Genomic DNA, 14,893 nt, shown 5'->3' with positions numbered 1-14,893 from the left:
TGGGTGAAAGAGGGGGGCCCGCACGGTCAATGTGCGGGCCCCTTTCGCTTGCAGGTTCAGCCCTTGAGCTTCTGGGTCACCTCCACCAGGCGGCGGGCCTGATGGGCAATGCTGGCGCGGTCCTGCTCGCTCAGGGGCTGGCCGCCTGCGGTCACGCTGGCGCCGTAGGGGTTGCCGCCCGAAGCGAAAATGACGGGGTCGGTGTAGCCGGGGGGCACCAGAATGCAGCCCCAGTGCATGGCCATCACGTACAGGGTTTGCAGGGTGGTTTCCTGGCCGCCGTTGGGGTTCTGGGCGCTGGTCATGGCACTGAAGGTCTTGTTGGCGAGCACGCCGCTGGCCCACAGGCCGCCCAGAGTGTCAATGTAGGCGCGAATCTGGCTGGCCGCGCCGCCAAAGCGGGTAGGGCTGCTGAACAGAAAGGCGTCGGCCCATTCCAGATCGGCCGGAGAGGCGGTGGGTACGTCCGCCATGCGCTCCTGTTGCGCTTTCCAGGCGTCCTGCGTGTCAATAACGGCCTGCGGAGCGGTCTCGGCCACCTTCAGCAGCCGTACCTCGGCCCCGGCGGCCTGGGCGGCCTCGGCGGCCACCTGCGCCATGGCGTGATTCGTGCCGTAGGTGGAGTAGTAGACAATCGCCAGTTTCACCGGGGTGGGGGAGGTCATGCCCGAGTGTAAGCAGTCCAGAGGCTTAACATTAAATGAATTAAGAAAGAAGAAAGAGCGCCTCGGCGCTCCTTCACGGTCATTGGTTGGTCCTTAAACGCGCACGATCACGCGTGCGCCGTCGTCTTCCAGGTGCACGGTGTCAATGAAGCGCACCACGCGCGTGGCGTAGCCCATCACCAGCGTGTGGGTGCGCGCGCCGCCGCCAAAGCGACGCACGCCGCTCAGCAGTTCGCCGTAGGTGATCCCCGTGGCGCTGAAGACCATCTGCTTGCCCGGGGCGAGGTCGTTGGTCTTGTACACGCGATTTTCATCCACGCCCATCGCCTTGAAACGCTCGCGCATGGCGTCGTCCTCGGCAATAAAGCGGCCCTGAATCTCGGCGCCCAGGCACTTCATGGCCGCCGCCGACAGCACGCCTTCGGGGGCGCCCCCCGAACCCATCAGCGCGTGAACGCCCGTGCCGCGCACGCCCACCTGAAGGCTGGCCACCACGTCGCCGTCGCCAATGAGTTTCACGCGGGCGCCGGCCGCGCGCACCCGGCGAATCAGGTCGGCGTGGCGTTCGCGGTCCAGAATGGTGATCATCAGATCATCCACGTCGCGCTCCAGGCTCTGGGCCAGCACGTTCAGGTTGGCTTCCACCGGCCAGTCCAGGTTCACCTTGCCGGCGGCGGGGGGCGGCACCACCAGCTTGTCCATGTAGCAGTCCGGCGCGTGCATCAGGCCGCCGCGCTCGGACAGGGCAATCACCGCCAGCCCGTTGGGCAGCCCCTTGGCCGTGACCGAAGTGCCTTCCACCGGGTCCACGGCGATGTCCACCTCGTACTGCCCGGCGCCCACCTTTTCCCCGATGTACAGCATGGGGGCCTCGTCCATCTCGCCTTCCCCGATGACCACCGTGCCCCGGATATCCAGCGAATTCAGTAGCTCGCGCATGGCCTCGGTGCCCGCGCCGTCCACCGCATTCTTGTCCCCCATACCCATCTGACGGCTGGCCGCCAGCGCCGCCCCCTCGGTCACCCGCGCCGTTTCCAACACCAGGGCATGTTCAAAATGATTGGAGTCCACGCGCGCCTCTGGGCCGCCCTTCCGCTTGACCGTCATGCCCCGAAGCTAACACGGGGCAAAAAAAATCCCCTCTGGGAGCGATTCCAAGCCAGAGAAGAGGACGCGGTTTTGTGGTGGCTGTCTCTGAGAGGCGGACGGTGCTTAACCTTGAACTGACCCCTCACCCCTTACTGCGAAGGCCCTCTCTGGGGCGCAGCTTCTTCGAGTCCCATAAAGGAAGAGGGTCAGGACACCACCCGAGCCCTTCAAAAGTAGAACCTTCTGGGCCGCACCAAGTTCCCTTTGCCCCCCTAATGCCCGGGTCCAGACGAAGCCGTCGTGCCCGAAGGGCGCGGGCGTAAGCCGATGGGCGGAGAAGGGCGACGGCGTACATCGCGGGGCGAAGTCTGGCCGCCCGGAACCCTCAGTCAACGTTTGCCAGCGCAGCGCCGCTCCCCCTGCCCCTTTGGGGTATGGGGCTGGGGGGTGGGGCAAACCCGGGCAACACCCCCCCTACCGCAACACCCCCGCCCAAACCAAAACCCCCCACAAAATCACCGGAATCGCCAGCGACCCGGCGATCAGCTTGAACAGGCGCCACCAGTCGTTCAGAAATTCCTTCATGGCACCATGCAGGCTACCAGCACCGGCCCGCGCGCAGTGCAAGCGCCTTCACGCTGTCTTACCCCAGCGCCGCCTGCCCGGGCCGCCCTGCGTACACTGGGCCCCATGACGATCAGCGACCTGGCCGGAAAACGCGCCCCACAGCGCCTGCTGACGAACATTCCCCGCCTGGTGGCACATTACTACGAAACCCGCCCTGACCCCGCCGACCCCCTGCAGCGCGTGGCCTTTGGCACCAGCGGGCACCGGGGCAGCAGCCTGAATGGCAGCTTCAACGAGGCCCACATTCTGGCGATTGCCCAGGCCGTGGCCGAGCACCGCGCCGCCGCTGGCATTACGGGGCCGCTGTACATGGGCCTGGACAGCCACGCCCTCTCTGAACCCGCCTGGATGAGCGCGCTGCAGGTGCTGGCGGCAGGCGGCGTGCGGGTGCGCGCCCAGGCTGGCACCCTGACCGCCACGCCCCTGATCAGCCACGCGATTCTGGAACACAACCGCGCGGGGGCCGAACAGGCCGACGGGATTGTGATCACGCCCAGCCACAACCCCCCGCAGGACGGCGGTTTCAAGTACAACCCCCCCAGCGGCGGCCCCGCCGACACCGATGTGACGGGCGCCGTGCAGGCCCGTGCCAACGCCATCCTGGCCGGCGAACTGCGCGACGTGCACCGCGTCTCGCTGGAAGACGCCATGAACGCGCTGGACCCCTTTGACTTCCTGCGGCCCTACGTGCGCCAGTTGCCCGACGTGATTGACCTGGACGCCATCCGCGAAAGTGGCGTGCGCATTGGCGTGGACCCGCTGGGCGGCGCCAGCCTGCCCGTCTGGGAGCTGATTGCCGAAGAACACCGCCTGAATCTGACGGTGGTGAACCACGACGTGGACCCGCGCTTTGCCTTCATGAGTGTGGACCGCGACGGCAAGATTCGCATGGACTGTTCGAGCCCCTACGCCATGGCCGGGCTGCTGGCCCTGAAAGGCGACTTTGACGTGGCCGTGGGCAACGACCCCGACGCCGACCGCCACGGCATCGTGACCCCGGCGGGGCTGATGAACCCCAACCATTACCTCGCAGTGATGATTGACTACCTGTTCACCCACCGCCCCGGCTGGCGCCCGGACGCCGCCATTGGCAAAACCCTGGTGAGCAGCGCCCTCATTGACCGGGTGGGCGCGGGGCTGGGCCGGCGCGTGGTGGAGGTGCCGGTGGGCTTTAAATACTTCGTGCAGGGGCTGCTGGACGGCTCGCTGGGCTTTGGCGGCGAGGAATCGGCCGGGGCCAGCTTCCTGCGCCGGGACGGCCGGGCCTGGAGCACCGACAAGGACGGCATTATCGCGGGCCTGCTGGCCGCCGAGATCACGGCCACCACCGGCCAGAGCCCCGCTGAGCACTTCGCGGCGCTGACCGCCCGCTACGGCGAAACCGCCTATGACCGTCAGGACGCCCCGGCCACCCCCGAGCAGAAAAAGGTGCTGAGCAACCTCAGCCCCGAGCAGGTGACGGCCACCACGCTGGGCGGCGATCCCATCACCGCGCGCCTCACCCGTGCGCCGGGCAACAACGCGGCGATTGGCGGCCTGAAGGTCACCACCGACCACGCGTGGTTCGCCGCCCGTCCCAGCGGCACGGAAGACGTGTACAAGATCTACGCCGAGAGCTTCCGGGGCCCGGAGCATCTGGCGCAGGTGATGAGCGAGGCCCGTGACGTTGTGGCCGCCGCGCTGGGTGGCAGTTAAGCGCGAGGTCGGTGGACACCACGCCCTGACAGGACCCGCCGCATCTGGACCTGGGTTGGTGCTGGCTTCAGGTGCATGTGGTCGGGCAATGGAGAGCAGACAGGGGAAGGTGGCTGGGCAAAAACAGGCCATGTACCCTTCTGGCCACGCCACACCCCGGGTCTGAACCTCTGTGCTTGAGAGGGGAGAACGCAGTTTTGGGCCTGGCCTCCGCGCGCCCCTGAAGGCGTCATGCGAATTCCGGATGATCCGTTCCAGCTCCTCCGCTGCGCTTCGGTGCTTCCACTCATCTCCGTCACTGTTTTTCCTTCTCTGCTGCGCCGCTCTGCGAGCCCCTCTGGTCGGGTTCATCCGTTCTTCCATAACCGATAAACCGGAATCCTTATCAGACCGCCGTTCAAAGTGCCTCACCTGAACGTGCGGGGCAGATGCCTCTCCCACCGCAGAGTCCATACCATACTGTAGGGTATGGAACTTCAGCTGGGGTGGCATCTGCTGGCGGCGGTGGGTCTGGTCGTGGTGGGGGCGCTGCATGTGGCCTGGGGGCTGGGTTCGCCCTGGCCGGCCCCCAGCCCCGAAGTGCTGGCGCGCGCCGTGGTGGGCGGTATGCCCGGGGGCCTACCGGGCCTGGGCCCCTGCCTGGGCGTGGCGGCGCTGCTGTTCTTGGGTGCACTGCTGGTGGTCTGGGCGCCCCAGGGGCCTGGGCTGGCGCGCCTGGGTGCTGGACTGGTGGCCGCCACCCTCCTTGCCCGCGGCCTGGCGGGGTTCTTTATGCCCGCGCTCTCGCCAGCGTTCCGGGTGCAGCCGTTTCACCGCTGGAACGCTTGGCTGTACTCGCCCCTGTGCGTGCTGTTGGGCCTGGGCGCGCTGCTGAGCTTGCGCTAGGGCGGGCTGAAGCAGCGGTGGGCCGTGGCCAGACGTGAAGCCCACGGCGCTTCCGGCGGGCAAGCCGTGTGGGGTTAGCCCTCCAGTACAGAGCAGACGCAGAGGGGGTAAAACGGCGGAAAGAACCGTTTCCCGTCACCCCGGTGGAGGCGTTCCAATCTGTGCCGCTTGCTCCGCATGCGTCCCCGTCATTGGTAACTGCCCCTGCCGCACAGAATTTCAGAGACGGCGCTGGCCTTCTCTCATCTCAGGCCCTGGTGCCACGACCGCGAGAACCCTGAATTGTGCGGCCTAGACAGCGCCTAGGTGTCCTGACACCGGCATCATGAAAAGGTGCCTGGGGTCAGTAAGTTTTATGTGAGCACCCTGGTTCTATCGTGCCTTCACGTTAACGGTTTGCCTGAACCGTCCAACAGGAGGAACCTCGATGGAACACAGTGGCATGGTCCACCATACGTGGAACAGTTCGTATATTGCGCTCTCGTTTCTGATTGCGGCGCTGGCCTCGTATATCTCGCTGGAGCTGGCTGGGCGCGCGGGGCGCAACCTGCGCAACGCCGCCAACCGCTTCTGGCTGGTGGCGCAGGCCCTGGTGCTGGGCTACGGCATCTGGGCCATGCACTTTGTGGGCATGCTGGCCTTTGAGGTCAAGGCCGCCGTGCAGTTTAACGCTGCCTGGACGGCCCTCTCGGGGCTGGCGGCCGTGGTGTTCATGTACCCGGCCCTGCTGATTCTGCACAGCGGCACGTTTAACCTGCGCCGCTTGGCGGTGGCGGGCACGGTGGCCGGCACCGGCATCGCCGTGATGCACTACCTGGGCATGTACGGCTTCCGCGTCCCCGGCACGGCGGTGGAAATCGCGTGGCTGCCGCTGATTGGCTCGCTGCTGATCGCTGTGGGCGCCAGCATGGCCGCGCTGTTCCTGTTCCACCGCCTCTCCGGCGCGTGGCGCACCCAGCAGGGCCGCTTCAAGATTGTGGGCCTGCAGGCGCTGGCGTCCCTGGTGATGGGCGCGGCGATCATTGGCATGCACTACACCGGCATGGCCGCCCTGAAATACAACGTGACCGATGAACTGGCCCTGGGCACCGCTGCGAGCGGCGCCGACACCGCCCTGCTGGGTCTGGTGGTGAGCGTGGTGTCGTTCCTGCTGCTGGGTCTGGCCGTGACCAGCATCTTCATGGACGCCGGACGCGGCGGCGACCTGGACGAACTGGACTTCGAAACCAACGCGACCGCTGCGGCGAGCGCGGCCGACTGAGCCGGCACGCCGCCCTGCGAACCTTCCTTCTTCTCCCCGAAAGGACCTTCTGAACCCCTATGGCACGAATCCTGATTGTTGATGACTCCCCCGCCGACCTCAAGTTCCTGCAGACCGCCCTGGGCAGCACCGCCCATCAGGTCACGGCGCTGAACGACCCCACCCAGGTGGAGGCAGTGGCCGACCAGGTGCGCCCCGAGCTGCTGATGGTGGACGTGGTGATGCCCGGGCGCAACGGCTACGAGGTGGTGCGCGGCCTGCGCAAGCAGCCCGGCATGGAGAACCTGAAGGTGGTCTTTGTGTCCAGCAAGGGCAACGAGACCGACGTGAAGTGGGGCCTGCGCCAGGGCGCCGACGATTACCTCGTCAAGCCGTACACCCCTGAACAGCTGCACACGGTGGTGCAGCGGCTGATCGGCTGATGATGGGCGCGCTGCTCGTCCGGGTGCAGGCAGAGCGCTTTGCCCTGCCCCTGTCGGGAGAGCAGGCCATTGCTGAGCTGGGTCCGGTCTCGCCCCTGCCCCACGGCGAACCGCTGCTGCGGGGCCTGACCACCCTGCAGGGCCGCGCCGTGCCGCTGCTGGACCTCAGCGCGCTGCTGGGCACCCCCAGCCCCGACGGCGCCGAGCCCCGCCTGATGGTGCTCACCACTCTCGAAGGCGACCGCGTGGCGCTGCTGGTGCACGAGGTTTACGGCGTGACCTCGCTGCCTACCCCGCCCCCCAGCACCGCCCTCCTGATTGAGATGCCCGGCGGCCCGCTGCTGAACACCGCCACCCTGGCCCGCGAAGTGCGCGCTTCTCTCGGTTCCTGACCCCCCCCACCCCCCGCCTGCTCTGCCCCGCCCCGGAGGCCCCCCCATGCAAACCACCCTTCCGTCCCGGACCACCCGAATCACCCGCGCCATGCGCAACAGAAACGCCCAGCGTATCGGCTGGCTGGGGCAGCTGCGCGTGGGGCAAAAGCTCTCGCTGGCCGCGCTGGCCTTCGGTCTGCCCATCACGGGCCTCGTGGGCGCGCTGCTGGTTGAGCAGCAAAAAAACGTGACCTTCGCCCAGCAGGAACTGGCCGGGATCGCGCAGTTCGCGCCGCTGCGCGACATCAACACCAACCTCGCCACCTTCGTGGACCGCGCGCTGAGCAGTGACAGCGCCGGGGCCGAGCAGGCCGCCGCCGCCGTGGACCGCGCCATTGACCAGCTGGAAGCCCAGGTGGCCCCCGAGTACCGCGAGCGCGTGCAGGCCCTGCGACGCGACTGGAAGATCCTGCCCGACTCGATTGGCACCCAGCCGGACCTCGCCGTGCTGCAGACCTACGGCCAGCTGCTCTCCACCTACCAGCGCGACCTCAGCGAAGACCTGCTGACCCAGTCGGGCCTGATGCTGGACCCCCAGGCCGACTCGTTCTTCCTGATGGAAGCCTCGCTGCGCAACCTGCCCAGGATGTCCACGCTGCTGAACCTCGCCTACCTGACGGTGGAGGCCGGCAACCGTGAACCCGGCGACGACGCGCCGTACCTGAACGTGCTGCGCGACCTGAACGTGCAGCTGCTCGACAGCGTGGCGGCCTACAGCACCAGCATGGAGCGCGCGGTGCGCTACAACCCGGCCCTGAAGCCGGCGGGTGAGGCGGCCCAGAAACTCAGCGACGCGGTGACCCCGGCGGTGGCCGACCTGGGCGCGGCCATTGAAGCGGGCAGCCTGAAATCCGTGAACATGAACGCCATCCAGGGCGACGCGCTGCTGCAGGTCACGGCCTCGTTCAACAGCGGCGTCAAGGAGCTTGCTGGAGTAATTACCCAGCGCAAGGACCGCATTGAGCGCGCCCGTCTGCTGACGCTGGCCGCGATTATCGGCGCGCTGGTGCTGGCCTTTACCCTCCTGATCCGTCTGTCGCGCTCCATCGTCAAGCCGCTCTCGGAGCTGACCCGCGCCAGCCGCGCGGTGTCGCAGGGCGATCTGAACGTGCAGGTGCCGGTGCAGACCCGCGACGAGCTGGGCTTCATGGCCCACACCTTCAACGGCGCCACCGCGCAGCTGCGCGAGAACGAAGCCAAGAACGTCATGGAGCGCGAAGAGGCGCTGAAGCTGCAGCAGAACATCGGCAACTTCCTGGACGTGACCATGGACATTGCCGGCGGCGACCTGACCCGGCGCGGCGTGGTGTCCGAGGACGTGCTGGGCAACGTGGTGGACTCGATCAACGTGATGGTTGACGAGCTGGGGGCCGTGCTGGGCGAAGTGCAGAAAGCCTCGCAGTCCGTGACCAGCGCCAGCCGCGACATGCTGAGCACCACCGACCAGATCGTGCAGGGCGCCGACACCACCACCAGCGAAACCCGCCGCGTGGCCGAGCAGGTGCGCGCCGTGACCGAAGGCTTCCGCGAGATGGCCGAAGCCGCGCAGCAAAGCGCCGAGTCCGCCCGTCAGGCGCTGGAAGCGTCGCAGCAGGGCCGCGAGGCCGTGCTGGGCACCCTGGACGGCATGCAGAACATCCGCCGCGAGGTGCAGGGCGTCTCCAAGCGCATCAAGACGCTGGGCGACCGCTCGCTGGAAATTCAGGAGATCGTGGACACCATTTCGCGCCTCTCCAGCCAGACCAACCTGCTGGCGCTGAACGCCTCGATTGAGGCGGCCGGTGCAGGCGCCGCTGGCAGCCGCTTCGCCATCGTGGCCGATGAAGTGCGTAAGCTGGCCGACTCCTCGGCGCAGGCCACCGCCCGCATCGCCAGCCTGATTCGCACGGTGCAGCTGGAAATCACGGAAGTGGTCGCCAGCGTGGAAGACGGCACCCGCGAGGTGGAACAGGGCTACCGCGTGGCCTCGGCCGCCGGGGAGCGCATCGAGCAGCTGGGCAAGCTGGCCGCCGAGTCTGCGCAGTTCGCCGAGCGCATCAACACCGCCACCACCGAGCAGGTCAGAAGCGTGGAGCAGGTGAAAGAGGCCGTCGAGCAGATCGGTCAGGTGGCCGAGCAGTCCCACGAGAGCGTGCAGCGCGGCCGTGACGCCGCCCAGCGCCTGCAGCACCTCGCGCAGAACCTGCTGCAGGGCCTGTCGCGCTTCAAGATTCCCACGAACTGAACGGCGCTGGGCGGCCGTCACCTGCGCCGAGCAGGTCAGGGCAGCCCAGCTCTGAACGCCGCTGAGTCCCCCCCGCTTTTCCCAAAAGAGGTTTACCGCCATGACGCAGCCCCACACCCCGGTCACCCTGGACGCGGACCTGACCGCCACGTATCTGCAGGATGCCCGCAGCGTCGTGGCGGGCCTGGAAGACGCCACCGTTGACCTCTGGGTGCCCGATGCCCGCCCAGGTGCCATGGAGCGGCTGTGGGTGCTCAGCCACCGCCTGCACGGCACAGCGGCCCTGTACAGCCACCCCCAGACCGCCGCCCTGGCCGCCCTGATGGAGCGCCTGATGGAAGGCCGCGCCGGACTGGGCGAGGGCTCGGTGCAGCCGCTGACCGAGATCATTGAGCGCATGATCACCTGCCTGAGCCGGGCCCTGGACCGCGTGGAACAGGGCCAGAGCGAGGGTGAAGTGGGCCTGCACTTCGCGGAGCTGGCTGGCCCCGCGCAGGTCACCGAATTCCTGAAGACCCAGCCGTTTCGCCTGGAGGCCCGCTCCAGCCAGCAGGGCGCCCGGGAAGAGGCCTTTGCGGTCACCAACGCCGAAATCTGGGAAGACTTCGGGCCTGAAGCCTCGGACCTGATGACCCTGCTGCGCGCGGGGCTGCACGCCGAATCGCCCGACCTCGCCGCGCTGTTCCGCGCCGCGCACACCTTGAAGGGCTCGAGCGCCATGGTGGGCCTCGCGCCGCTGGCCGACGTGGGCCACGCCATGGAAGACCTGCTGGGGGCCGCGCGCGAAGACGCCGTGACCATCGAGCGGGCCCTGCCGCTGCTGGACGACGGCCTGAACCTCGCGGGCGCCGTGCTGGCCCACGCCGAGGGCCGCGCCGAGAACCCCGGTGAGCGCGTGCCGCTGTACCGCAACATGGTCGCCGCGCTGCTGGCCGGCCAGGACGTGACCCTCACGGCCCCGGAAACCGCCGAGGCGGTCCCGGCCGCCGCCCCCGAGCGCCTGAGCGTGCGTGTGGACAGCGCCCGCCTGGACGGCATGTTGGACGACGTGGCCGGGCTGGTGGCGGCGCGCGCGCGCCTGAACGGTCTCTTTCTGCGCCAGCAGCAGGTGGCCGCCAGCCTGGACGCCGCCCACGAGCGGGTGCAGCGCACGGTGCGCGACTTTGAAGAGCGCTACCTGAACCCGCACCTGCAGATGGGCGCCCAGAGTGGCGCGGCCCAGACTTCCTCGGCCCAGGCCACCCGCGACGGCCAGCTGCAAGACCGCCTGAGCGACTTCGGGGCGCTGGAGCTGGACACCTACGACGACCTGAACATCCTGGCCCGCGCGGTGACCGAGCTGAGCGCCGACCTTGTGGAAGTGCGGGCCCAGACCGCCCAGACCATCAGTGCGCTGGGCGATGAAGTGACCGCCCTGGAAAAGCTGACCCGCCAGCTGCGTGTGGAACTCAGCCGCGCCCGTCTGGTGCCGCTGTCGCGCGTGACCGCTCCGCTGCACCGCTGGGCCTCGCGCCGCACCGACCTGACGCTGACCATTGAGGGCGAAGAGAGCCTGCTGGACGCCCAGCACGCCGGCCCGCTGGGCGAGGCGCTGCTGCACCTGCTGACCAACGCGGCGGTGCACGGCGGCGAGGGCGAGGCCGCCCGCGTGGCCGCTGGCAAGCCGGCCCAGCTGAACATTCAGGTGAGCGCGGGCGTGACCGACGGCCAGCTGCACGTGACCGTGCGTGACGACGGCAAGGGCCTGAACTTTGAAGCTCTGCGCGCCCGCGCGCTGCAGTCTGGCCACGCCAGCGCCGGGGAACTGGCGACCTACACCGACGAGCAGACCGCCCAGCTGGTGTTTCTGCCGGGCCTGAGCACCGCGCAGCAGGTGACGCAGGAAGCCGGGCGCGGCGTGGGCATGGACGCCGTGCGCGACGCGATTGCCCGCATGGGTGGCCGCGTGAGCCTGACCAGCCGCCCTGGCCGGGGCACCGCGGTGCGCCTGCAGGTGCCGGTGGCGCAGCAGATTACCGATGTGCTGGTGATGCGGGTGGGCAGCGTGCGGGTGGCCGTGCTGGCCACGCAGCTGCAGGGCATGAGCGCCCTGGACGGCGCGGCCCCGGAGGGCGCACTGGACCTGGGCGCGGTATGGGGCGAGGCCCCCGCCCGCCAGCGCTACGTGGCCCGCCTGGCCCTGCCCGGTGGCCACACCCTGAACGTGATCGTGGATGACTTCCTGAGCCTGGAAGAAATCGTGCTGCGGCCGGCCGGCAACCTGCTGGGCGGGCTGGAATACCTCAGCGGGATGACCACGCTGATGGACGTGAGTGGTCAGGCCTACCCGGTGGCGGTGCTGGACCCGGCCGGGCTGGCCCGCCTGAAGGCGCGGCCCCAGCGGGCGCGGGCGGCCGTGGCCAGCGCCACGCAGGCCCACATTCTGCTGGTGGACGACAGCCTCAGCGTGCGCCGCCACGTGGGGCGCACCCTGGAGCGCGCGGGCTTTACCGTCACCACCGCCCACGACGGCCAGGACGCCCTGGAACGTCTGCTGGCGGGCCTGAACGCCGACCTGGTGCTGAGCGACCTGGAAATGCCCCGAATGAACGGTTTTGAATTGCTGCGCGCCCTGCGCGCCACCCCCGAACACGCCGCCACGCCCGTGGTCATGATGACCACCCGTGCGGGCGAGAAGCACCAGCAGCTCGCCATGGAGCTGGGCGCCAACGACTACCTGGCCAAACCCGCCGAGGAGCGGCTGCTGCTGCGGCGCCTGACTGCCCTCTTGCCTGGGCGCGCCGAGGTGCAGGCGTGAGCCTCGATCCGCAGGCGGGCTGCCTGGTGGTTTCGCCGCAGCTGTCGCGCGCGCTGTCGCACGCCGCCCTGATTGAGGTGGCGGGCATGAGCGCCTCCACGGCGGCAGGTGGCCTGCACGCCCTGACCCAGATTGAACGCGAGCGCCCGCCGCTGGTGGTGATTGACCCGGCGCTGGACGACCTGAGCCCGGCTGACCTGCACGAGATTCTGCGCGACGATCCGGCCAGCGCCGAGACCGTGGTGCTGATTCCCGGTGCCCAGCTGCCGGGCCGCTACGGCGGACCTTTTGACGTGGTGGTGCCGGCCGGCATGACCGCGCCCGAGGGTCTGGCGCGCGCCCTGGCCCGCATGCCTGGGCTCAGCGCGCCCACCTGGGACGACCCCGAGGCGGCGGCCCTGGAAGGGGAGCTGAGCGACCTGGGCCTGACCGACGTGCTGCTGTGCGCGCAGGACCTGCAGCTCTCGGGGCTGCTGCTGGTGCACCTGGGCGCGCAGCCCGCGCACCTCGTGCTGCGCCGCGGCGAGATTATTGACGCCGAGTGCGGTCAGCGGCCACCCACCCAGGCCGTGACCTTTTTGCTCGGTGCCCGCACGGAAGGCGACTTCCGGTTTCACCTTCTTTCCCCCGACGCCCTGGGCGGCTACCCCCGGCAGATCACCCTGCCCACCGCCCGCCTGCTGATGGAAGCGGCGGTGCATGATGACCATGCCCAAGCCGCCGATCCCCTTGCGTCCGCCCTGGAGGCCTCATGAACCCGTCTGATCTGACTGACCCCAACAACCCCACCACCGTGCTGGTGGTGGACGACAGCGTCAGTGTCCGCAAGGCCCTGGAACGCATTCTGGCCCCGCAGGGCTTTGCCGTGCGCATGGCCGACAGCGCCGAAAACGCCCTGAACACCCTGGACCCCATGCCCGACATGATCCTGGCCGACATCCTGATGCCCGGCATGAGCGGCCTGGAACTCACCCGCATCCTGGGCGACCAGGGCGTCACCGTGCCCATCATGCTCATGAGCGGCATCGTGGACGAGGTGACCCAGCGCGACGCCCAGGCGGCCGGCGCCTGCGGCGTGCTGCGCAAGCCCTTTACCCCCGGCGAACTGCTGCCCGCCATTGAGCCCCACCTGCGCGCGGCGCTGGCGGCCCGGGTGCCGGCGGCGGCCGAAACAGCGCCGGCGGCAAGCCCCACGCCGGCCCCCAGCGGCCCCACCGAAACTGGCCCCCTCGCCGGGCTGGCGCAGGTGAGCGGCCTGCGGGGCGCGACCCTGTACGGCGAGAACGGCGCCGTGGCCGCCCAGACCGGCGCGGCCCTGCCTGAAGCCTTTGGGATGTACGCCCGCTTCCTGCTCACGGCCGCCCATGTGGGCAGTGCCCACGTGGGCCAGGGCGACCTGGGCCACCTGAGCCTGAATTACGGCGGCGCCTCGGTGCTGCTGCTGCCGCACGGCGCGGGCCAGCTGGCCTGCGTGGTGTCGGGCCCCGAGGTGGCGGGCGCGGTGCTGGGCTGGCGGGCTTCGCAGCAGAACTAAAGGGCTATGGCCCATGGCTCAAAGCTCATAGCCTGCAGCCCACTTTTCCTGAGTGCGGTCATGTTAACCTGGGAGGCGGAGGCCCGGCCCCTGCCCAGCGGCAGCGGTGCCCGGCGAGACACGAGCCATGGATTACTACGAACTGCTGGGCGTGGCGCGAAGCGCGAGCGCCGATGAGATCAAGTCCGCTTACCGCAAACTGGCCCTGAAATACCACCCGGACCGCAACAAGGAAGCCGGGGCCGCCGAGAAGTTCGCGCAGATCAACGAGGCGTACGCGGTGCTCAGCGACGCCGAAAAGCGCGCGCACTACGACCGCTTTGGCAGCGCGCCGGGGGCCGGGATGCCCGGCGGCGATCCCTTCGGCGGCATGGGCGGGGCCGGCTTTGACCCCATGGACATTTTCGAGCAGCTGTTTGGCGGGGCGGTGGGGGGCCGGGGGCGCCGGGGCCCCGCCCGCGGCGACGACTTGGAGACCGAGGCCCACGTTACGCTGGCCCAGGCCCGCGCCGGCGAGGAAATTCAGGTCACGGTGGACCGCCTGACCAGCTGCGAGCACTGCCACGGCAGCCGCACCGAGCCCGGGGGCCGGGCCCCCGTGTCCTGCGCCACCTGCGGCGGGGTGGGCGCCGTGCGCGCGCAGGCCCGCACCATTTTCGGTGTGGTGGAAACCCAGCAGCCCTGTCCCACCTGCCGGGGCGAGGGCCAGACCATTCAGGACCCCTGCACGGTCTGTAAGGGCCGGGGCCGCACCCTGAAAGAAGAAACGGTCAGCGTGAAGCTGCCCCGGGGCATTGACGAGGGCTACCGCATCCGCGTGAGCGGCATGGGCAACGAGGGCCCCGGTGGCAACGGCGACCTGTACGTGCACATCGAAATGGAGCGCCACCCGGAGCTGCGCCGCGAGCAGGAGCACCTGATTCACACGGCCAAAATCGGCTTTGCCAAGGCGGCGCTGGGCGGGCAGATCACCGTGCCCACCCTGGACGGCCCGGTGCCCGTGGAGGTCAAGGCCGGCACCCAGCACGGCGAACTGCACCGCCTGCGCGGTCAGGGGATGCCCCGTCTGCAGGGTGCGGGCACCGGCGACCTGATTGTGGAATACGACGTGGTGGTCCCCAAACCCAGCCAGCTCAGCCCCGAGGCCCGCGAAGCCTTGCTGGCCTATGCCCGCGCGGTGGGCGACGAGGTGAACGAGAAGCACGAGGGTTTCCTGGGCAAGGTGGGCAAGATCTTCCGGGGCGAATAACCCACCCCATA

The 14,893-nt window shown here is 69.0% G+C and carries 12 protein-coding genes; 10 read left to right on the top strand and 2 right to left on the bottom strand.

The features are described 5' to 3' along the window. Positions 1–56: 56 nt before the first annotated feature. On the bottom strand, positions 57–665 hold the full coding sequence (gene wrbA, locus K7W41_RS12085; RefSeq protein ID WP_224608707.1) for an NAD(P)H:quinone oxidoreductase: 609 nt from the start codon (positions 663–665) through the stop codon (positions 57–59). A gap of 93 nt (positions 666–758) precedes the next feature. Next, positions 759–1,772, bottom strand: a complete 1,014-nt coding sequence (gene glpX / locus K7W41_RS12080; RefSeq protein ID WP_224608705.1) for a class II fructose-bisphosphatase — start codon at positions 1,770–1,772, stop codon at positions 759–761. A gap of 672 nt (positions 1,773–2,444) precedes the next feature. Here glpX and pgm point away from each other — a divergent pair. From pgm to dnaJ, 10 genes are all read left to right on the top strand, one after another. Then, positions 2,445–4,076 (top strand): phosphoglucomutase (alpha-D-glucose-1,6-bisphosphate-dependent), encoded by a 1,632-nt coding sequence (gene pgm / locus K7W41_RS12075; RefSeq protein WP_224608703.1) that lies wholly within the window; start codon positions 2,445–2,447, stop codon positions 4,074–4,076. 468 nt (positions 4,077–4,544) lie between these two features. After that, entirely contained in the window at positions 4,545–4,961 is a 417-nt protein-coding gene (locus tag K7W41_RS12070; protein ID WP_224608701.1) for a DUF3995 domain-containing protein, read from the top strand. Between the two features lie 427 nt (positions 4,962–5,388). Continuing rightward, positions 5,389–6,222 (top strand): MHYT domain-containing protein, encoded by an 834-nt coding sequence (locus tag K7W41_RS12065; protein ID WP_224608698.1) that lies wholly within the window; start codon positions 5,389–5,391, stop codon positions 6,220–6,222. A 59-nt stretch (positions 6,223–6,281) separates the two neighbouring features. After that, entirely contained in the window at positions 6,282–6,644 is a 363-nt protein-coding gene (locus K7W41_RS12060) for a response regulator (RefSeq protein WP_224608695.1), read from the top strand. Further along, the gene (locus tag K7W41_RS12055; protein WP_224608692.1) at positions 6,644–7,036 is read left to right on the top strand and encodes a chemotaxis protein CheW; all 393 of its coding nucleotides are present in this window, start codon (positions 6,644–6,646) and stop codon (positions 7,034–7,036) included. The genes K7W41_RS12060 and K7W41_RS12055 overlap by 1 nt, the downstream gene beginning before the upstream one ends. A 46-nt stretch (positions 7,037–7,082) precedes the next feature. Next, positions 7,083–9,302: a methyl-accepting chemotaxis protein gene (locus K7W41_RS12050; protein ID WP_224608689.1), complete on the top strand. Its 2,220-nt coding sequence runs from the start codon at positions 7,083–7,085 to the stop codon at positions 9,300–9,302. A gap of 100 nt (positions 9,303–9,402) precedes the next feature. Then, positions 9,403–12,099, top strand: a complete 2,697-nt coding sequence (locus K7W41_RS12045) for a hybrid sensor histidine kinase/response regulator (protein WP_224608685.1) — start codon at positions 9,403–9,405, stop codon at positions 12,097–12,099. Continuing rightward, on the top strand, positions 12,096–12,854 hold the full coding sequence (locus K7W41_RS23705; protein WP_224608682.1) for a DUF4388 domain-containing protein: 759 nt from the start codon (positions 12,096–12,098) through the stop codon (positions 12,852–12,854). Before K7W41_RS12045 ends, K7W41_RS23705 begins: the two co-directional genes overlap by 4 nt. Beyond that, a complete protein-coding gene (locus tag K7W41_RS12035) occupies positions 12,851–13,633 on the top strand; it encodes a response regulator transcription factor (RefSeq protein ID WP_224608680.1) in 783 nt (260 codons plus the stop codon). The genes K7W41_RS23705 and K7W41_RS12035 overlap by 4 nt, the downstream gene beginning before the upstream one ends. A 127-nt stretch (positions 13,634–13,760) precedes the next feature. Beyond that, entirely contained in the window at positions 13,761–14,882 is a 1,122-nt protein-coding gene (dnaJ, locus tag K7W41_RS12030; RefSeq protein ID WP_224608677.1) for a molecular chaperone DnaJ, read from the top strand. Positions 14,883–14,893 lie beyond the last annotated feature (11 nt).

Origin of the sequence: Deinococcus multiflagellatus (assembly GCF_020166415.1) — a bacterium.
Classification (GTDB): domain Bacteria; phylum Deinococcota; class Deinococci; order Deinococcales; family Deinococcaceae; genus Deinococcus; species Deinococcus multiflagellatus.
Note: the sequence above shows the minus strand (reverse complement) of the source record. Positions and strands in the feature narration are given on the sequence as shown.